At 59.2% G+C, this 19,517-nt stretch carries 20 protein-coding genes and 1 riboswitch; of the genes, 16 read left to right on the plus strand and 4 right to left on the minus strand.

All coding sequences use genetic code 11. The features are described from left to right. Positions 1–4: 4 nt before the first annotated feature. Complete coding sequence (locus tag VGC62_RS18650) at positions 5–1,009, plus strand: S49 family peptidase (protein ID WP_331188558.1); 1,005 nt, start codon at positions 5–7, stop codon at positions 1,007–1,009. Between the two features lie 194 nt (positions 1,010–1,203). Here the strand turns inward: VGC62_RS18650 and VGC62_RS18655 are convergent, their stop codons facing one another. Genes VGC62_RS18655 through purM form a run of 3 tightly spaced genes read right to left on the minus strand, consistent with a single transcriptional unit; the run spans position 1,204 to position 3,663 of the window. Next, positions 1,204–1,920 (minus strand): DUF3108 domain-containing protein, encoded by a 717-nt coding sequence (locus VGC62_RS18655; protein WP_331188559.1) that lies wholly within the window; start codon positions 1,918–1,920, stop codon positions 1,204–1,206. Positions 1,921–1,939: 19 nt separating this feature from the next. Next, positions 1,940–2,593, minus strand: coding sequence for a phosphoribosylglycinamide formyltransferase (gene purN / locus VGC62_RS18660; RefSeq protein WP_331188560.1), 654 nt, complete (start codon positions 2,591–2,593; stop codon positions 1,940–1,942). Positions 2,594–2,604: 11 nt separating this feature from the next. Further along, a complete protein-coding gene (gene purM / locus VGC62_RS18665) occupies positions 2,605–3,663 on the minus strand; it encodes a phosphoribosylformylglycinamidine cyclo-ligase (RefSeq protein WP_331188561.1) in 1,059 nt (352 codons plus the stop codon). 328 nt (positions 3,664–3,991) lie between these two features. Here purM and VGC62_RS18670 point away from each other — a divergent pair, with 328 nt between their 5' ends. The 6 genes from VGC62_RS18670 (at position 3,992) to VGC62_RS18695 (ending at position 9,326) form a co-directional block, all read left to right on the plus strand. Next, on the plus strand, positions 3,992–5,047 hold the full coding sequence (locus tag VGC62_RS18670) for a DUF2066 domain-containing protein (RefSeq protein ID WP_331188620.1): 1,056 nt from the start codon (positions 3,992–3,994) through the stop codon (positions 5,045–5,047). Positions 5,048–5,167: 120 nt separating this feature from the next. Further along, the gene (locus VGC62_RS18675; RefSeq protein WP_331188562.1) at positions 5,168–6,241 is read left to right on the plus strand and encodes an AI-2E family transporter; all 1,074 of its coding nucleotides are present in this window, start codon (positions 5,168–5,170) and stop codon (positions 6,239–6,241) included. Positions 6,242–6,455: 214 nt separating this feature from the next. Then, positions 6,456–7,160 carry a DnaA regulatory inactivator Hda gene (gene hda / locus VGC62_RS18680; protein WP_331188563.1) on the plus strand — a complete coding sequence of 235 codons (705 nt, stop codon included), beginning with the start codon at positions 6,456–6,458 and terminating at the stop codon, positions 7,158–7,160. After that, entirely contained in the window at positions 7,157–7,933 is a 777-nt protein-coding gene (locus VGC62_RS18685; RefSeq protein ID WP_331188564.1) for an NAD-dependent deacylase, read from the plus strand. The genes hda and VGC62_RS18685 overlap by 4 nt, the downstream gene beginning before the upstream one ends. 75 nt (positions 7,934–8,008) lie before the next feature. Further along, positions 8,009–8,695 carry a C40 family peptidase gene (locus VGC62_RS18690; protein ID WP_331188565.1) on the plus strand — a complete coding sequence of 229 codons (687 nt, stop codon included), beginning with the start codon at positions 8,009–8,011 and terminating at the stop codon, positions 8,693–8,695. A gap of 97 nt (positions 8,696–8,792) precedes the next feature. Further along, the gene (locus VGC62_RS18695; protein ID WP_331188566.1) at positions 8,793–9,326 is read left to right on the plus strand and encodes a C40 family peptidase; all 534 of its coding nucleotides are present in this window, start codon (positions 8,793–8,795) and stop codon (positions 9,324–9,326) included. Positions 9,327–9,485: 159 nt separating this feature from the next. Here VGC62_RS18695 and VGC62_RS18700 read toward each other — a convergent pair whose 3' ends face one another. Continuing rightward, positions 9,486–10,829, minus strand: a complete 1,344-nt coding sequence (locus VGC62_RS18700; RefSeq protein ID WP_331188567.1) for a sorbosone dehydrogenase family protein — start codon at positions 10,827–10,829, stop codon at positions 9,486–9,488. 126 nt (positions 10,830–10,955) lie between these two features. Further along, a riboswitch (cobalamin riboswitch) is annotated at positions 10,956–11,174 on the plus strand. 114 nt (positions 11,175–11,288) lie between these two features. Here VGC62_RS18700 and cobO point away from each other — a divergent pair. The 9 genes from cobO to cobC all read left to right on the plus strand — a co-directional run bounded on the left by cobO (position 11,289) and on the right by cobC (position 19,517). After that, a complete protein-coding gene (gene cobO / locus VGC62_RS18705) occupies positions 11,289–11,900 on the plus strand; it encodes a cob(I)yrinic acid a,c-diamide adenosyltransferase (protein WP_331188568.1) in 612 nt (203 codons plus the stop codon). A 10-nt stretch (positions 11,901–11,910) separates the two neighbouring features. Continuing rightward, entirely contained in the window at positions 11,911–13,206 is a 1,296-nt protein-coding gene (locus VGC62_RS18710) for a cobyrinate a,c-diamide synthase (RefSeq protein ID WP_331188569.1), read from the plus strand. Positions 13,207–13,356: 150 nt separating this feature from the next. Then, complete coding sequence (bluB, locus tag VGC62_RS18715) at positions 13,357–14,007, plus strand: 5,6-dimethylbenzimidazole synthase (RefSeq protein ID WP_331188570.1); 651 nt, start codon at positions 13,357–13,359, stop codon at positions 14,005–14,007. After that, complete coding sequence (gene cbiB / locus VGC62_RS18720; RefSeq protein WP_331188571.1) at positions 14,004–14,912, plus strand: adenosylcobinamide-phosphate synthase CbiB; 909 nt, start codon at positions 14,004–14,006, stop codon at positions 14,910–14,912. The genes bluB and cbiB overlap by 4 nt, the downstream gene beginning before the upstream one ends. Continuing rightward, positions 14,905–15,909, plus strand: a complete 1,005-nt coding sequence (gene cobD / locus VGC62_RS18725; protein WP_331188572.1) for a threonine-phosphate decarboxylase CobD — start codon at positions 14,905–14,907, stop codon at positions 15,907–15,909. The genes cbiB and cobD overlap by 8 nt, the downstream gene beginning before the upstream one ends. Continuing rightward, positions 15,906–17,378 (plus strand): cobyric acid synthase, encoded by a 1,473-nt coding sequence (locus tag VGC62_RS18730; protein WP_331188573.1) that lies wholly within the window; start codon positions 15,906–15,908, stop codon positions 17,376–17,378. The genes cobD and VGC62_RS18730 overlap by 4 nt, the downstream gene beginning before the upstream one ends. Next, the gene (gene cobU, locus VGC62_RS18735; RefSeq protein ID WP_331188574.1) at positions 17,378–17,899 is read left to right on the plus strand and encodes a bifunctional adenosylcobinamide kinase/adenosylcobinamide-phosphate guanylyltransferase; all 522 of its coding nucleotides are present in this window, start codon (positions 17,378–17,380) and stop codon (positions 17,897–17,899) included. Before VGC62_RS18730 ends, cobU begins: the two co-directional genes overlap by 1 nt. Next, complete coding sequence (gene cobT / locus VGC62_RS18740) at positions 17,896–18,948, plus strand: nicotinate-nucleotide--dimethylbenzimidazole phosphoribosyltransferase (protein ID WP_331188575.1); 1,053 nt, start codon at positions 17,896–17,898, stop codon at positions 18,946–18,948. The genes cobU and cobT overlap by 4 nt, the downstream gene beginning before the upstream one ends. Continuing rightward, the gene (gene cobC, locus VGC62_RS18745) at positions 18,945–19,517 is read left to right on the plus strand and encodes an alpha-ribazole phosphatase family protein (RefSeq protein WP_331188576.1); all 573 of its coding nucleotides are present in this window, start codon (positions 18,945–18,947) and stop codon (positions 19,515–19,517) included. Before cobT ends, cobC begins: the two co-directional genes overlap by 4 nt.

Below are 19,517 nucleotides of genomic sequence, written 5' to 3' on the forward strand. Positions count from 1 at the left end.
ATTTATGTCGGACGAATGGAAAGCAGCGACGTCGCAGGACAAAGACGACGTTGTTGAAGGCAAGGCAGAGGCAAAAAGCTGGAAGCTGCTGGAAAAGACATTACTGGCCAGTGTTCAGGAGCAGCGCCGTTCACGTCGCTGGGGGATCTTCTTCAAGTCGCTGACCTTCGTTTATCTGTTCGCCGCGCTTTTGATATTTTCGCCGCTGATGGACTTCGAAAAGGGTACTTCACGCAAGTCGAGCCACACCGCGCTAATCGATATACAGGGCATGATCGCCGATAAGGAAGCCGCCAGCGCCGACAATATCGTCACGGCCTTACGTGCAGCCTTTGAAGACGAGAAGACCAAGGGCGTGATCTTGCGTATCAACAGTCCGGGCGGCAGTCCGGTGCAGTCTGGCTACATCTATGACGAGATTCGTCGTCTGCGCGGGCAAAAGCCTGACATCAAGGTATATGCAGTGATCAGCGATCTGGGCGCTTCGGGGGCTTATTACATTGCCAGCGCCGCAGATCAGATCTACGCCGACAAGGCCAGTCTGGTCGGTTCCATCGGTGTGACAGCCGCAGGCTTTGGCTTCGTGGGCACGATGGAAAAGCTGGGCGTCGATCGTCGGACCTACACCTCGGGCGAGCATAAGGCGTTTCTCGACCCCTTCCAGCCGCCAAAAGCTGATGAAACCGCATTTTGGCAAGGTGTGCTCGACACCACGCACAAGCAGTTTATTGCCAGCGTCAAAGCGGGACGGGGTGATCGCTTGAAGGATAAAGAGCATCCCGAGCTGTTTTCCGGTCTGGTCTGGACTGGCGAACAAGCCGTGGCATTGGGTCTGGTCGATGGGCTGGGCAGCTCCAGCTATGTCGCGCGTGACGTGATTGGCGAGAAAGACATTGTGGATTACACCGTCCAGGAGTCGCCGTTCGACCGTTTCTCCAAGAAGCTGGGTGCAAGTATGGCCGAGCAGATCGCAATGTGGGCTGGCTTCAATGGGCCAAGTTTGCGTTGATCGCCGATTAAGATCGAACAGGCCTAATTCCCAGGCAGCAAAAAAAATCCGGAATCTGATGAGGATTCCGGATTTTTTATGAGTGCTCCACACCAATGAGGCGTGTGGTGGTGAAGATGTCAAAGGCCAGGTTTTCAGTGAGCTGCATGGTGCTAAAGGCTGGGTTCACTGTACCGCTTGCAGGTGATATTGAATCAGCTGCCCTTGACCGTTTTGCCATTGACGTTACCGTCCTGCAGCATGATGTTGTATTCCTTACCGTCGGTTTCGACCTGCTGTAGACGAACCAGCAAGTAATCCCAGTCCTTGGCGAACCACATCACCGTGATGCGTTTGTTCTGTGTCGGATCGCGGACTCGCTCGACTTTAATGGCGTCTACCGAGCCAACCTTGGTTGAGACTTTCTCGGCACCCAGTACGCGGAAGTCATAGGTGTCGATTTCGTCACCGTCAACCACTTGGTACGTCATGCTTTTCTTGCCGGCTGCAACGTCATGTTGCAACACCAACTGATAGGTTGACTTGTCGAGAACGCCAGCGTTCAACGGCAGTTTGACTGCATCGTTGCGGTCGGTGCCGGTGATGAACTTGGTGGGCCAGTCAAACACCAGGTCCACGGTCTTGCTCTTGCCCAGGCCACCACGTTCGAAGTGGTAGGTTTGGGGCAGCAATGCGTCCTTGTCGACTTTGATCGTGCTGACTTCGGTCAGGCTGGCGATCATCATCGATGCCTTGAAGCTCAAGGTCCAAGTGCCGTTGGCGCTCTTCTCAAGGCTGCGTTCAGCAGTGCCGCCGCTCATGGGCAGCTGTTTCCAGTCGGCGGTGTAGCTGGCGGAGAAAGGTTGAAGGTCTGCCGCATTGACCGCAGGAAGTGCGAGCAGAGCGAAAGCGAAGAGCAAAGCGCGACGCATAATATCTCCCGTTTTTAAATTAAATAGCCGGAATCAAGTGGCCGTTTGGCCCCAATAGCTGACCGTCCAATAATGCACCTTGTTTGCCAAGACTCAATCGGCCTTCGGCGAACCAGCGTATGGCCAGTGGATAAATCTGGTGTTCCTGGGTATGAACCCGTTGCGCCAGGGTGGTGGGTGAGTCGCCCAACTCTACCGAAACAGTAGCTTGTACGACCAGAGGCCCCCCATCGAGTTCCTCGGTGACGAAGTGGACGCTGCAGCCGTGCTCGGCATCGCCAGCTTCCAGTACTCGCTGATGGGTGTGCAAGCCTTTATAGCGTGGAAGAAGGGAAGGGTGAATATTCAGCAGGCGACCGTGGTAGTGGCGAACGAAGCTCGCGCTCAGGATGCGCATGAACCCGGCGAGCACCACCAGTTTCGGTTTGAACGCATCGATGTGCTCGATCAGCGCGGCGTCGAAGGCCTCGCGACCTTCATAGGCGGTGTGATCGAGGGCGCGCGTTTCGATCCCCGCATTGCGCGCACGTTGCAGGCCAAAGGCATCGGCGCGGTTGGAGATCACCGCGCGGATACGTACCGGGCCAGGGTCAACCTGAAAGCTGTCGATCATGGCTTGCAGGTTACCGCCGGTGCCTGACAGCAGCACCACGACATCACATTTGTCGTGCATCGACTCCGGCATCAATGTGCCTTGAGGTTTTTCAGCTCGACTTGCGCCGCGCCTGCAACAGCAGTGTCAATCTGGCCGATGACCCAGGGTTGTTCGCCAGCATCACGTAGTGCCTTGAGGGAGGCTTCTACGTGCTCCTGCGCCACGCAGATGACCATGCCGACGCCGCAGTTCAATACACGGTGCATCTCATGCTCATCGACATTGCCCTTTTCTTGCAGCCAGTCGAACACGGCAGGACGCTTCCAGCTGGCGACGTCGACCACGGCTTGTGCGCCTTCAGGCAATACGCGAGGGATGTTGTCCAGCAGGCCGCCGCCGGTGATGTGGGCCATGGCCTTGACTGCGCCAGTGTCCTTGATCAGTTTCAGCAGTTGCTTGACGTAAATGCGGGTCGGCGCCATCAGCAGGTCGGTCAGTGGTTTGCCGTCCAGTTGAATGGTTTCAATGTCGGCGCCAGCGACTTCGATGATCTTGCGGATCAGCGAGTAGCCGTTAGAGTGTGGTCCGGAAGACGGCAGGGCGATCAGTGCGTCGCCGGCCGTGACTTTGGAGCCGTCGATGATCTCGGCTTTTTCAACGACGCCGACGCAGAAACCCGCCAGGTCGTAGTCTTCGCCTTCGTACATGCCGGGCATTTCAGCGGTTTCGCCGCCAACCAGCGAGCAGCCTGCCAGTTCGCAGCCAGCGCCAATACCGGTGACGACCTGGGCGGCGGTATCGACGTTCAGTTTGCCGGTGGCGTAGTAATCGAGGAAGAACAGCGGCTCGGCGCCGCATACAACCAGGTCATTAACGCACATGGCCACCAGATCGATGCCGATGGTGTCGTGTTTGTTCAGGTTAAGCGCCAGACGCAACTTGGTGCCGACGCCGTCAGTGCCAGAGACCAGCACGGGTTGTTTATAGCCGGCCGGAATTTCGCAGAGAGCGCCGAAGCCCCCTAAGCCGCCCATGACTTCCGGGCGCTTGGTGCGCTTGGCAACGCTCTTGATGCGTTCGACCAATGCTTCACCGGCGTCGATGTCTACACCGGCGTCTTTGTAGCTCAGGGAGGGTTGCTTGCTCATGATCCAGGCCTTTAGGGGGATTCGGGGTAACGACCGAGGTGGGTACGGCTCGTGGCCATTGTCACAGCCAGTCTGCGAAGGCGCGCGATTTTATCAGGCTTGGGCCGCAGCGGCCATCCTTGGGCCGACAGGTAGAAGCATCATGAAGAAAAATAACGACCTTTAACCAGGCTGGCCCGTTCGTCGACAGCTATATAAGCTGTAACGTCGTCGCCACGGGAGTGATTCGCACGTTAGTGCTGTCTTAACCACGCCAACCATTTTCATGCAGCTATATATACTGCTGCTTTTTGCTCTTCGGGAATTTTTCATGCGTCTATCCCCAGCCATGCGTCTGACCAGTTGCCTGTTTGCAGGCTGTCTGTCGTTCATCAGTCTGCCGACCTTCGCCGAGACAGTGAACAATCTGTATCAGGTCCGCGAACCTGTCAGCGGGCAAACCCCCGACGAAAAAACTCGCGCTACCCAGGCCGCGCTGGAAACGCTGGTAATTCGCCTGACGGGCGACGTCAAGGCCGCGCAAGGTTCGGCGCTGGCCGCTGTACGCAGCGATCCGCAACAAATCATCAGCCAATACGGCTATGAAGCTGGCCCGCCTGAATCGCTGCTGGTCGACTTCGATCCAGTGAGCACTGATCGTACGTTGCGCAGTGCCGGTTTATCGCTGTGGGGCAGTAACCGTCCGGTGATCCTCGCCTGGTGGCTGAACGACGCCACCGAGGGTTCCAATCTGGTAGGTGACGGGCAGTCTTCTGCTGAACCGCTGCGTCGCGCTGCGCAACACCGAGGCTTGCCGCTGCGTTTGCCACTGGCGGACCTTGGCGAACAAAGCATGGGCAACGCCAAGACGCTGGAAAGCAACGATGTGGGTCCACTGAAAGAGGCGTCCGAGCGTTATGGCTCTGACGCGATTCTGGCCGTACATGCCCAGGAAAACGGCGGTCAATGGCAAGGTAAATGGCACCTGTGGCTGGGCGATCAGCGTGAGCAGGGCTCCGCGACGGGCGTCAGTTCCGATGCCTTGGCCGATGCGGTATTGCTGGCGGTGAGTCAGCGTCTGGCTCCGAGGTTTGTGGTCAAGCCGGGCGCATCGTCCAGTTTGGCGCTGGAGGTTCAGGGCATGACCCTTGAGCGTTATGCGCAACTGACACGCTTGCTGGAACCCTTCGGCGGGCGTCTGAAGTCGGTGGACGGCGATCACGTGGTATTCGACGTTTCCGGCAGCCCGGACCAACTGCGCTCGCAACTGTCACTGGCCAAATTGCAGGAAGTACCAGCCGGTGAAGTGCCGCCAACGCCTGTCAATGCGGGCGAAGCGCCGGTTGCAGGCGCTGCGCCTACGATTCAACCTGTATCCGGGCCGCAACTGCACTTTCGTTGGTAGTGGCGTTCATAACAATGCGCTGGGGTCTGTTGCCGTTTGGTTGCGGTCACAACTAAGCGGTAATAGACCCTAGGCGACATTCATTTTTAGGCCACGGTATAAGTGGCGGTAGGGGCGGTAATGACAGATACGCGTCGTTGGTTCTGGGCTGGTGGGATTGTCTTGCTGTGCCTGTTTATTTTTTTGCTGCATTCGATTCTGACGCCGTTTCTGGTGGCGCTGCTGCTGGCCTACATGGGCGATCCGGTGGCTGATCGTCTTGAAAAGCTCGGGTTGTCGCGTACCCTCAGCGTGGTGGCTGTGTTCGTGGTCTTCACCCTGATTATGATGGGCTTGCTGTTGGTGTTGGTGCCGATGCTCGCCAAGCAACTGTATCGCTTGTACGAGCTGGCACCGCAAATACTTGACTGGCTGCAGCACACCGCGTTGCCGTGGACGCAGGCCAAGCTGGGGCTGGCTGACGGGTTCTGGAAGTTCGATAAGGTCAAGGCCGCGATTTCTGAACACATGGGGCAGACCGGCGATATCGTGGGCATCATTCTGGCCCAGGCTACGACCTCGACACTGGCGCTAATCGGCTGGTTGACCAATCTGGTGCTGATCCCGGTGGTCTGCTTCTATTTATTGCGCGACTGGGACGTGATGATGGGCAAGGTGCGCAGTTTGCTACCGCGTCACCGTGAGGAGAAAATCGTTGCGCTGGCCGGCGAGTGTCATGAGGTGCTTGGCGCATTCATTCGCGGGCAGTTGTTGGTGATGGTGGCGCTGGGCGTGATCTACGCGGCGGGCCTGATGCTGGTGGGTCTGGAGTTAGGGCTGTTGATCGGTGTGATCGCAGGTCTGGCCGCAATCGTGCCTTATATGGGCTTTGTGATCGGTATAGGGGCTGCGATCATCGCTGGCTTCTTCCAGTTCGGTGGCGATCTTTATCCGATGCTGGGGATTGTCGCGGTGTTCATGGTCGGTCAGGCGCTGGAGGGTATGGTGCTGACGCCGCTGTTGGTGGGTGATCGCATAGGTCTGCATCCGGTGGCGGTGATCTTCGCGATTCTGGCGGGGGGGGAGTTGTTCGGTTTCACTGGGATCTTACTGGCGCTTCCGGTGGCGGCGGTGATCATGGTCCTCGTGCGTCATGTGCGTGATCTCTATAAAGACTCGGATATCTATGGCGGCATGGAAGATCCGGATTTGTAAGCAATCGCGCTATAAAGGGCGTCTGGCGTTATTTGCGACAGACGCCTTTTTCATTGCACCTTTTCTTCCTCAAACCGAGGTCTGTCGGGCTGCCCGCGCAAGTCTTTGATTTTGCTAGCGGTCTGCCGCATTGTGCGGTCAGTCTCACGGGTATAAACTTTGCACACTTTAGACAGAGGCCCCTTGACGGTTTTTTATTAGCCGTTCAGCCAGCATGAAACCAATTCAGCTGCCCCTGAGTGTGCGTCTGCGTGACGACGCCACCTTCGTCAATTACTATCCAGGCGCCAATGCCGCAGCACTCGGCTATGTCGAGCGGCTGTGCGAAGCCGATGCCGGATGGACTGAAAGCCTGATCTATCTATGGGGCAAGCATGGGGTGGGGCGCACTCATCTGTTGCAGGCCGCTTGCCTGCGTTTCGAGCAGTTAGGTGAGGCTGCTGTCTATCTGCCGTTGGCTGAAGTGATTGACGAAGGTGTCGAATTGTTCGATCACCTTGAGCAATACGAGCTGGTATGTCTTGACGACATTCAGGTCATCGTCGGCAAGCCGGAATGGGAAGAAGCACTGTTTCACCTGTTCAATCGGCTGCGTGACAGTGGTCGTCGACTGTTGATTGCTGCTTCATGTTCGCCGCGCGAACTGCCGGTAAAGCTGGCCGATTTGAAATCCCGACTGACCATGGCGCTGGTGTTTCAGATGCGCCTGCTGTCGGACGAAGAAAAACTCCGCGCTCTGCAGTTGCGCGCTTCACGTCGCGGCCTGCACCTGACCGATGAAGTCGGGCATTTCATTCTGACCCGTGGCACCCGCAGCATGAGCGCGCTGTTCGATCTGCTCGAACAGCTCGATCAGGCGTCGCTGCAGGCTCAGCGCAAACTGACCATTCCCTTTCTTAAAGAGACCCTTGGCTGGTGACGCCCCATGGCGTGGACCCGGCGTTGGTGCTGCAGACGGCGGCAGCGTTGCGTCACGCCGATCGGATTTTGATCATTACCGGGGCCGGGTTGTCGGCTGATTCGGGATTGCCCACTTATCGTGGTGTGGGTGGCCTTTATAACGGACGCACCGACGATGGGTTGCCCATTGAAGTGGCGTTGTCCGGTCCGATGTTGCGTCGCGATCCGGCCTTGTGCTGGAAATACATTGCCCAATTAGGCAGCGCCTGCCTCAGTGGACAGCCCAATGAGGCGCATTATGCCATCGCGCAATTACAGCGGCGTAAGCCCAATTGCTGGGTGCTGACGCAGAATGTCGATGGTTATCATCGCGCGGCGGGTAGCCCGCCAGAGCGGCTTATCGAAATTCATGGGCAGCTGGCACCGCTCTACTGTCAGTCCTGCGGCACGCAGGACCCGAAGTTGAGCGAGCATCTTCAGCGCCCGTTGCCGCCTTTGTGCGCACAGTGTCACGGCGTCCTGCGACCGCCGGTGGTGCTGTTCGAGGAGATGTTGCCAGAGCTGGCACTGAAAATGCTGTATGAGGAGATGGCAAAAGGCTTCGATGCTGTTTTAAGCATTGGCACCACCGCCAGCTTTCCGTATATTCACGAGCCGATGCTGCGCACGAGGGTATCCGGAGGCTTTACTGCCGAGATAAATCCCTCGCCGACCGATCACTCAGCGCAGATCGATGCGTTCCTGATGTGTAGGGCCTTAGATGTTATGGCGGACCTTGTAAGTCACATTTGATTCGATTGAATTTGCAAATGAGGACGATAGAGGGCATAGTCTCGGCTTCTTTACACATTTGCCACGGTCGTGCTCATGCTAAATCGCTTCGCACCCCTCGTGCCTCTCGCACTTGTTTCGCTGTTGTTTGGCTGCGCGGCACAAATGCCAGCGTCGCAACAGCAGGTTCAGAACTCGCTCACGCAGCGTTCTGTGACCGCACAATCCGCTGCACACCGAGCTGATTATGCCTCCGTGCTGCAGGAAGAAATCGCCACTGAAGATGAACTCGCTGAGTTCGCCGACAATAAGCCTTACCAGTTGCCAGCCTTGGCTGACAGCATCCTGGAGCGCGGCAAGTCCCTGATTGGCACTCGCTACCGTTTCGGCGGCACCTCGACTTCCTCGGGTTTTGATTGCAGCGGCTTTATCGGTTATCTGTTTCGTGAAGAGGCGGGCATGAGCTTGCCGCGTTCTACACGCGAAATGATCAACGTCGATGCCCCTCTTGTTAAACGTCACGATCTCAAGCCGGGCGATTTGCTGTTCTTCAGCACCGCAGGCCGCGGTCGTGTTAGCCACGCCGGTATCTACCTGGGTGATGATCAGTTCATTCATTCCAGTAGCCGTCGCAGTGGTGGCGTTCGGGTAGACAGCCTGGACGATGCTTATTGGGCAAAGACTTTCATCGAAGCCAAGCGCGCGCTGGCGATGGCACCTTCCCAGGTACCTGAGACCACCACTGCGATGACTTCGACTACAATCAATCGCCAACACCGTTAATTACCGGGCGCACACCGGGGCAACCCTGATTGTGCGCAGTTCCGGCTCCCGGCGCTTCGCACGGGCCTAGGCCGCATCCCGTCAAAGGTTGTTGTTTATGTCGTTTACGGTTCGCTTGGTTGTTGTGTCATTGGCTGCATTGCTGACAGCGTGTGCCAGCAGTCCACCGCCTTCTCCTACACGGGTCGCCAGACCTGTGGTTTCTGTTCCTTCCAATTTTTCCTCACCGCTCGCCGATGATGTGCTGGTCCGTGCAATCGGGCTGGTGGGCACGCCTTATCGCTGGGGCGGTAATACGCCCGATTCTGGTTTCGATTGCAGCGGCTTGATCGGCTATGTGTACCATGACGCCGTGGGCATCAAGCTGCCGCGCTCTACTCGGGAAATGATCACCTTGCGCGGGCCGAACATTGCCCGCAACCAATTGCAGACGGGCGATCTGGTGTTCTTCGCCACGAGCGGTGGCTCGAACGTCAGTCATGCGGGGATCTACGTCGGGGAAGGGCGTTTCGTGCATGCGCCCGCCACGGGCGGCACTGTCAAGCTGGACAGCCTGGACAAACCTTATTGGCAGAAAGCCTGGCTCAATGCCAAGCGCGTGATACAGCCGTCGAATCTGGCGAGCCAGTAAACGCTGCACTGAACCCGGTTGCAGTTGGAGCGAGGCTTTACCCGCGAACAGAGTAGTCCCGCTGGCAAACGCCCCAATTGACCTACCGTCTATATCGCGAGCAAGCCTCGCTCCAACAGGTTTTGCATTACCTGTTGATCATCAAGGTTGTTCTGATGATTACGGCTTGGCCGAAGCTTGAACAGGTTTCGCCGCTGTCACCCGCCAAATCTTGTTCCCCACGTCGTCGGCGACCAGCAATCCGCCGTTGTTGTCATTGATTACACCTACCGGCCGGCCTTGAGCTTTCTCATCGGAATTCAAGAAGCCTGTCAGCAGATCGACCGGTGTGCCGCTTGGCTTACCATCCTTGAACGGGACGAACAGCACCTTGTAACCACTGTGCGGTTTGCGATTCCAGGAACCATGCTGGCCGACGAACAAACCCTCGGTAAATGGTGCTGGCAACGATTTGCCGTCAGCAAACGTCAAGCCCAGCGATGCAGTGTGCGGACCGACCGCGAAGTCAGGTGGAATCGCCTTGGCCACAAGGTCCGGATTGGGCGGTGAAACGCGCACATCCACGTGCTGTCCGTAATAACTAAACGGCCAGCCATAGAAAGCCCCGTCCTTCACTGAGGTCACGTAGTCCGGCACCAGATCGCTGCCGATTTCGTCACGCTCATTAACCGCTGTCCACAACGCGCCGGTATGCGGTTCCCAGTCCATGCCGTTAGGGTTGCGCAGGCCCGACGCGAAGATCCTGTGCGTACCCGTTGCACGGTCCACTTCCCAAATGGCGGCGCGACCTTCTTCCTTGTCCAGGCCATTCTCGCCAGCGTTGCTGTTGGAGCCCACGGTCACGTACAGCTTGGTGCCGTCCTTGCTGGCGATGACGTTCTTGGTCCAGTGGTGATTAAGCGTGCCGCCCGGTAGATCGACCACTTTGGTTGGCTGGCCGCTGATCGACGTTTGACCAGGCTGGTAATTGAAGCTGATCAGGCGATCAGTGTCAGCGACATAGAATGTGTTGCCCACCAATGCCATGCCGAACGGTGAGTTCAGGTTTTCCAGGAATACCGTGCGGGTCTCGGCGACGCCGTCGTGGTCCTTGTCGCGCAGCAGGGTGATGCGGTTTGCGCTGGGTACGCCTGCGCCTGCGCGGCCCATGACTTTCGTCATGACCCAGCCGCGAATGCCTTTGCTGTCATCAGGCTTGGGTGGCGAGTTGGTTTCGGCTACCAATACATCGCCGTTGGGCAACACATACAGCCAGCGCGGGTGATCGAGGTTTTCGGCAAAGGCTGCGACCTGAGTGCCAGGCGCTGCGGTCGGTTTGGCACCTTCTGCCCAACCTATAGCGGGCGCGATGTTCACAGTGGGGATCAGGGTCTTGTTCGGCTCCGGCAGTGTGGGAGAGGGGCCGGTGCCGTCGCTGACTTGCAGCCGGGAAGACTCACCGCAGGCTGCGAGGCCTCCAGCGACCAAAAGCAACACGGCAAACTGAGGTCTGAGCTTGAACATCGTCGATCTCCATTTCTTAGGCAGTAATCATTCTTATGTCAGTAGATAGAGGCGTGTGATCCTTCTTAGGTTCAACTGGCGGTCCAGACGCTTGCGTCGATTGACGCTCAAACCTCAACCCTCTACCCTTCGCCACTTGTTTCAGGTGCCCTTTGGATCAGTCTCCACAGGGTGAAACAGGGAAGCCGGTGGGAACGCCTCGCGCGTTCGATCCCGGGACTGCCTCCGCAACGGTAAATGAGTTAAGGCCACGCACGATGCCACTGTGTTCATTGAGCATGGGAAGGCGCGTGGCTGGAATGTTCGCTCATGAGTCCGGAGACCGGCCTGATCCAATTCAACAGCATCACGGAGGGCGATGCTCTGCGCAGCGGCCCCGCGTTCCTACGTGGGCGTCCTGCCGGTGCCTGCTCGTGCCCTCTGTCTGCGTTTACCAGGCCCCTCAAGCGGAGAGCTGAGATGAGCGAATCCACCGAACGTGACGAACGCCACTTGGCGCGCATGCTGCGCAAAAAAGCGGTGATCGATGAGCGCATTGCCAGTGCGCCCAATGAATGCGGCTTGCTGCTGGTGCTGACAGGTAACGGCAAGGGCAAGAGCAGTTCGGCATTTGGCATGCTGGCCCGAGCCATGGGCCACGGCATGCAGTGCGGTGTGGTGCAGTTCATCAAGGGCCGCAACAGCACCGGCGAAGAGCTGTTTTTCCGCCGCTTTCCCGAACAGGTGCGTTATCACGTCATGGGCGAAGGTTTCACCTGGGAAACCCAGGACCGTCAGCGTGACATCGCCGCCGCCGAGGCCGCCTGGCTTGTGACGCAAGAGATGCTCCGAGATCCGAGCATCGGCCTGGTGATTCTCGACGAGCTGAACATCGCTCTCAAGCACGGCTATCTCGATCTGGAGCAAGTGCTTAGCGACTTGCAGGCACGTCCGCCCATGCAGCACGTGGTGGTCACGGGGCGTGGCGCCAGGCAGGAATTGGTCGATCTGTCCGATACCGTCTCCGACATCGCCGTGATCAAGCACGCGTTCCAGGCCGGGATTCGAGCGCAGAAAGGCATCGAGTTGTGAGTGATCGTTCATGAGCCAGTCCCGGCAATGCCCCGCTGTATTAATTGCCGCTCCAGCATCCGGCCAAGGCAAGACCACGGTGACTGCGGCGCTGGCCCGCTTGCATCGTAATCAGGGGCGCAAGGTTCGCGTATTCAAGTGTGGGCCGGACTTTCTCGACCCGATGATCCTTGAACGCGCCAGCGGCAATCCGGTTTACCAGTTGGATATGTGGATGGTGGGTGAGGACGACAGTCGACGCCTGTTGTGGGAGGCCGCAGCCGATGCTGACCTGATACTCATCGAAGGCGTCATGGGCTTGTTCGATGGCACACCCTCCAGCGCCGATTTGGCACGACGTTTTGGTGTGCCGGTATTGGCCGTAATCGACGGCACGGCCATGGCCCAGACGTTCGGCGCGCTGGCGCTGGGGCTTGCCCGCTATCAGCCGGATTTGCCATTTGCCGGTGTGTTGGCCAACCGTGTTGGCACCGTGCGCCATGCGCAACTGCTAGAAGGCAGCCTGACCGAAGGCCTGCGCTGGTATGGCGCCTTGTCGCGCGAAACCGGTATCGAACTGCCGAGCCGTCACTTGGGCCTGGTGCAAGCCAGTGAACTGAACGATCTCGATGTACGGCTTGATGCCGCTGCCAACGCATTAGCCAGTACCTGTGAAGTCGCTTTGCCGCCCGCCGTAACTTTCGATGCACCGGATTTCACTCCCGCAGAGCGGTTGCTCGACGGTGTACGCATTGCCGTCGCCCATGACGAAGCCTTTGCCTTCACCTATGGCGCCAGCCTGGATCTGCTGCGTGACATGGGCGCCGAGTTGTCTTTCTTCTCGCCTATCCGCGACCGGCAAATCCCTGAGGCTGACAGTCTGTACCTGCCGGGTGGCTACCCTGAGTTGCACCATGTTGCGTTGGGTGAGAACACGCCGATGCTCGACGCTATCCGCCAGCACCACGCTGAAGGCAAACCGCTGTTGGCTGAATGCGGCGGCATGCTCTATCTGCTCGATGCCCTGACAGATGTCGAGGGCCGGCGCGCCGAGTTGGTGGGTTTGCTCAGCGGCGAAGGGGTGATGCAAAAGCGTTTGGCTGCGCTGGCCTTGCAGGCGGTCGAGCTGCCCGAAGGCACGTTGCGCGGTCACACTTATCATCATTCGCTGACCAGTACCCAGCGGCAGCCGATTGCCCGAGGCATCAGCCCCAATGGCGGGCGCGGCGCGGAAGCGGTATACCGCGATGGCCGCATGACCGCGTCCTACGTGCATTTTTACTTCCCATCCAACCCTCAAGCGGTGGCGGCGCTGTTTCGACCATGAATGTCATTCCAGCCAGTTCCCATTTATCGACGATGCTGCAGCCAAGTCCTATTCCCGTAGGTGCTGGCGAAGGCTGCGATTGGCCTCATGGCATGTTGAGTTTTCCGGATTTATCGCAGCCTTCGGCAGCTCCTACAGTGAGACATCGGTATGACTGACCAGGCCTTCAGCGACGACGAGCGTGCGGCGGTTTACCGGGCGATAACCGAGCGTCGTGACATGCGCCACTTCAGCGGCGGTACGGTCGCGCCCGAACTATTGGCGCGTTTGCTGGAAGCGGCGCATCACGCGCCCAGTGTGGGTTTGATGCAGCCGTGGCGGTTCATCCGCATCAGTGATCGTCAGTTGCGCGGGGGTATCCAGGCGCAGGTCGAAGAAGAGCGGATTCGCACCGCCCAGGCATTGGGTGAACGTTCTGACGACTTCATGAGGCTCAAGGTCGAAGGCATCAACGATTGCGCGGAAGTACTGGTCGCCGCGTTAATGGATGACCGCGAAAAACACATTTTCGGCCGCCGTACGTTGCCGGAAATGGACCTGGCTTCGCTGTCCTGCGCAATCCAGAACCTGTGGCTCGCCGCCCGTGCCGAAGGGCTGGGCATGGGCTGGGTGTCGTTGTTCGATCCTCCAGCGCTGGCCGAATTGCTGGGCATGCCGCCGGGCGCCAAGCCATTGGCCATCCTCTGTCTGGGGCCGGTCGCCGAATTTTATCCGCAGCCCATGCTGGTGATGGAAGGCTGGGCGCAAGCGCGTCCACTAAATGAACTGGTTTACGAGAACCGCTGGGGAGTGCATCCATGAGCGTGGCCTTGTTGAGTGTTGCGGGTGTGGCGCTGGATGCACTGCTCGGCGAGCCTAAACGAAACCATCCGCTGGTGGCGTTCGGCCGTTTCGCCGAGCGGATCGAACAGCGTTTCAATCCAGGCGGACGCGGTTGGCGCAGCCACGGTGTCACGGCCTGGTTCATTGCCGTCATCCCGCTCACCTTATTGGCAACGTTTTTGAGTTGGCTGCCTTATATAGGCTGGCTGGTGGAGATCGCAGCTTTGTATTGTGCGTTGGGCCTACGCAGCCTGGGTGAGCATGTCGAACCGGTGGCGCAGGCATTGCGCTCCGATGACCTGGACGAAGCGAGACGCCGGGTGGGCTTTTTGGTCAGTCGTCAAACCTCTGAGCTGGACAGCACTGAAGTTGCCCGGGCGGCCACTGAGTCAGTGCTGGAGAACGGCAGTGACGCGGTGTTCGCGGCGATCTTCTGGTTCGTGTTGTTCGGTGCGCCCGGCGTAGTGTTGTACCGGTTGAGCAATACCCTGGACGCGATGTGGGGGTATCGCAATGCGCGCTTCGAACGTTTCGGCTGGGCATCGGCAAAAATCGATGATCTGCTGAACTACATTCCTGCGCGGCTGGTGGCATTGACCTACGCGCTACTGGGCAAGACCCGACTTGCCTTACGCTGCTGGCGGACTCAGGCGCGGCAGTGGGACAGCCCCAATGCCGGCCCGGTCATGGCCTCTGGCGCGGGCGCCTTGGGCGTGGAGTTGGGGGGCGCGGCGATCTACCACGGCGAACTGCATCAGCGAGCACAATTGGGCGAGGGTGTCCCCGCGGATGCCAGTTCCATTGATCGCGGCTGGCAATTGGTGCAGCGTGGCGTCTGGCTATGGTTGCTGATCTTGTGCGTCGGGGCTGAATTCTATGCTTGAACATGGCGGTCGATTGCGCGGCGCGGTTGCGAAATACGGCATTGCCGAAGCCGATTGGCTCGACCTGTCCAGCGGCATTTCGCCGTGGCCTTGGCCAATCCCGCAGATTCCGCTGTCCGCCTGGGCGCGCCTGCCCGAGACCGACGATGGGCTTGAGTTGGCCGCCCGTCATTATTATGGCGCAGCACACGCCTTATCGGTGCCGGGTTCGCAAGCGGCCATCCAGGCGTTGCCGCGCATGCGTCAGGCGGGCAAGGTCGGCGTGCTCTCGCCATGTTACGCCGAGCACGCTGAAGCGTGGCGCAGCAACGGTTTTCTGGTGCGCGAGGTGCTCGAACACGAAGTCGACCGTTTCATCGACTCACTCGAAGTGTTGGTGGTGGTCAATCCAAACAACCCCACCGGTTTGACGCTGACGCCGCAGCGCCTACTGAGTTGGCACACTCGGCTCGCCGGGCGCGGGGGCTGGCTGGTGGTGGACGAAGCGTTCATGGACAACACCCCCGCGTTGAGCCTTGCCGCAAAATCCGATCGCGTTGGGCTGATCGTGCTGCGTTCGTTCGGCAAGTTCTTCGGGCTGGCGGGGGCACGCCTTGGTTTTGTGCTGGCCGAACGGCGTTTTCTCGCCTTGCTGGCCAAGCAGATCGGACCTTGGGCGGTGAATGGTCCGACGCGACTGTTAGGGCGGGTATGCCTGAACGATGTCGAAGGCCATCGCTTGCAGCGCCAGCGCACCGACCAGGCCAGTGAGCGCCTTGTAGCGCTGTTGACCGAGTACGGTTTGGCGCCGCAGGGCGGTTGCGCATTGTTTCAATGGCTGATTACGCCTCACGCCCAAGCGTTGTATGAGTTCTGTGCCCAGCGCGCCATTCTGCTGCGGCTGTTTCTCAATAATGGTCCGCATAACAGCGGCCTGCGTTTTGGCCTGCCGCGCGAAGAAGCCGACTGGACACGCCTCGAAACAGCCCTTCAAGCGTTTTTCAGGGCAGCGAAATGAGCACGACCAGCAAAACGTTAATGGTTCAGGGCACCACGTCCGACGCTGGCAAGAGCACCGTGGTGACGGCATTGTGCCGCTGGCTGACCCGTCAAGGCGTGCGTACGGTGCCGTTCAAGCCGCAGAACATGGCGCTCAACAGCGCCGTAACGGCAGACGGCGGCGAGATCGGTCGTGCCCAGGCCGTGCAGGCCCAAGCCTGTGGCCTGGAGCCGCACACCGACATGAACCCGGTGTTGCTCAAACCCAATAGCGACACTGGCTCGCAAGTCATCATTCACGGGCGTGCCGTGACCACCATGAACGCCGTGGCGTATCACGACTACAAAATCATCGCCATGCAGGCGGTGCTTGAGTCTCATCGAAGATTGAGCGATGCCTATCCTGTGGTGATCGTCGAAGGCGCGGGTTCGCCTGCCGAGATCAATCTGCGCGCTGGCGACATCGCCAACATGGGGTTTGCCGAGGCCGTAGACTGCCCGGTATTGCTGGTGGCCGATATCAACCGCGGTGGCGTGTTTGCGCACTTGGTCGGTACGCTGGAATTGCTGTCCCCCAGCGAACAGGCGCGGATCAAGGGTTTCATCATCAACCGTTTTCGCGGCGACATCGCCTTGTTGCAACCGGGCCTGGACTGGCTCGAACAACGTACTGGCAAACCGGTGGTGGGCGTATTGCCGTATGTGATGGATCTGCATCTGGAGGCTGAAGACGGTCTCGATCAGCGCCAGACCGATAAGGTCGAACGTGTGCTCAACGTCATCGTTCCAGTGCTGCCGCGCATCAGCAATCACACTGATTTCGATCCGCTGCGGTTACACCCGCAGGTCAACTTGCAGTTTATTGGCCCGGGTCAGGCGATTCCCGCAGCGGACTTGATCATTCTGCCCGGCTCAAAAAGCGTGCGCAGCGACCTGGCGTATCTGCGTAAAAACGGCTGGGACAGCGCGATCAATCGACACCTGCGCTACGGCGGCAAGCTGCTGGGGATTTGTGGCGGCTTGCAGATGCTCGGCACGCACCTGCACGACCCGCTTGGGCTGGAGGGCAGTGCTGGTTCCAGCCCAGGTTTGGAGTTGCTCGACATAAGCACCGTGCTGGAAGAAGAGAAACAACTGCGCAACGTGCGCGGACGCCTGACGCTGGAAGAAGCCGACGTCAGCGGTTATGAAATTCATGCGGGTGTGACCACAGGCGTCGCCCTTGAACTGCCTGCTGTGCAGTTCAGCGATGGCCGTTGCGATGGCGCGCACAGTGCTGACGGGCAGATTCTCGGCACCTATCTACACGGCCTGTTCGAAACACCGGCAGCGTGCAGCGCCTTGCTGCGTTGGGCGGGCCTTGCCAATGTGCAGTCGGTGGATTACCACGCGTTGCGTGAACGTGACATCGAGCGGCTGGCCGACTTGGTGGAAAACCATCTGGACTGCACGTTGTTGCGTGAGCTCTGCGGCCTGGAGGCGAACTGATGTTGCAATTGATTCTGGGTGGCGCGCGTTCTGGCAAAAGCCGTCTGGCAGAACGACTGGCCAATGAGTGCGGGCTTGATGTCATTTACATAGCCACCAGTCAGCCGCTGGACGGTGAGATGAATCAGCGCGTGACGCTTCATCGTCAACGTCGTCCTGCGCATTGGGGGTTAATAGAAGAGCCGCTCGAACTGGCCCGCGTGCTGCAAGACAGCGCCAAGCAAGGGCGCTGCTTGCTGGTCGATTGCCTGACCCTGTGGCTGACCAACCTGCTGATGCTCGAAGACCCGCTCCGCCTGGCGCAGGAGCGCGACGCTTTATTGAATGGCCTGGCCGCGTTGCCGGGCGAGATTATTTTTGTCAGCAACGAAACCGGGATGGGCGTTGTGCCCCTTGGTGAGCTGACCCGCCGTTATGTCGATGAAGCCGGTTGGCTGCATCAAGCCTTGGCTGAGCGTTGCCAGCGCGTGGTGCTGACTGTCGCCGGTTTGCCGATGACCCTTAAAGGACCCGCTTTATGAGTAATGTCTGGTGGCTCGCACCTGCCTTAGAGAGTGACCCACACAGTTTGGAACAAGCGCTGGCCTATCAACAGCAACTGACCAAGCCGGCTGGCTCGCTCGGGCAACTGGAGCGTGTCGCGGTGCAGCTTGCCGGATTGCAGCGGCGGGTCAAACCTCATGTCGATAGCGTGTGGATTGCGATTTTCGCTGGCGATCACGGCGTGGTGGCTGAAGGTATTTCGGCTTATCCCCAGGAAGTCACCGGGCAAATGCTGCACAACTTTGTGATGGGTGGCGCGGCTATCAGCGTGCTGGCTAAACAGTTGTCGGCTCAGTTGGACGTGGTCGACCTCGGCACGATTTCGCCAATGAACCTGCCGGGCGTCGTGCATTTGAACATCGGTGCAGGTACGGCGAACTTCGCTAAAGGCCCAGCGATGACCCAGGAACAGGGGCTGCTGGCGTTGCAAGGCGGGCGCGACAGTGTGTTGCGCGCCAAGGCGGCCGGGGCTGAGCTGTTTATCGGCGGCGAAATGGGCATCGGCAACACCACGGCGGCCAGTGCGATGGCCTGTGCGTTACTGAGTTGTCCGGCGACGCTGCTGGTCGGTCCGGGCACAGGCCTTGATCCGCTGGGTGTCAGTCACAAGGCTCAGGTGATCGAACGAGCGTTGGCGCTGCATGCCGATCGAGTCGGTGATCCGCTGGGCGTTCTGTTTTGCCTCGGTGGCTTCGAAGTTGCGGCGTTGGTGGGTGCGTATCTGGCGTGCGCCCAGGAAGGTATTGCGGCGTTGGTGGACGGTTTCATTTGTACGGTGGCGGCGTTGGTGGCTGTGCGGCTGAATCCTGCGTGCCGTCCGTGGTTGTTCTTCGCCCATCGCGGCGCTGAGCCAGGCCATCGGCATGTGTTGGAGGCCTTGCAGGCCGAGCCGTTGCTCGATTTGGGGCTGCGGCTGGGTGAGGGCAGTGGCGCGGCGTTGGCAGTGCCGCTGTTGCGTCTGGCCTGTGAGCTGCACAACGGCATGGCGACCTTTGCTCAAGCGGCGGTGGCGGATCGCCCCGCATGAGTTTGCGCCTGGATGTGTTGCGTCATGGCGAAACCGAACTTGGCGGCGGCCTGCGCGGCAGTCTGGATGATGCGCTGACTGATATCGGATGGCAGCAGATGCGTGCCGCAGTGGCTCAGGCCGGGCCTTGGCACCGGATTGTCAGTTCACCCTTGCAGCGCTGCGCACGATTTGCCGAAGAACTGGCCGCTCGACTGGATTTGCCGCTGCAATGGGAGCGTGATCTGCAAGAACTGCATTTCGGCGACTGGGAAGGGCACAGCGCTGCGCAGTTGATGGAAACCGAGGCTGAAGGACTCGGTTTGTTCTGGTCTGACCCCTATGGATTCACGCCGCCCAATGGTGAGCCGATGATCGAGTTTTCCGCGCGGGTGTTGGGCGCCATCGAGCGTCTGCAATTGGCCTTTGCCGGCGAGAGGGTGTTGCTGATCAGCCATGGTGGGGTCATGCGATTACTTTTGGCGCAGGCCCGTGGCTTGGCGCGTGAACAGTTGTTGCAGGTCGAGGTCGGGCATGGCGGTTTGTTCGCGCTTGAGGTGGATGCGGGCTGTCGATTGACGGAGGTTTAG

Source organism: Pseudomonas sp. (genome assembly GCF_036404235.1).
Taxonomy (GTDB): domain Bacteria; phylum Pseudomonadota; class Gammaproteobacteria; order Pseudomonadales; family Pseudomonadaceae; genus Aquipseudomonas.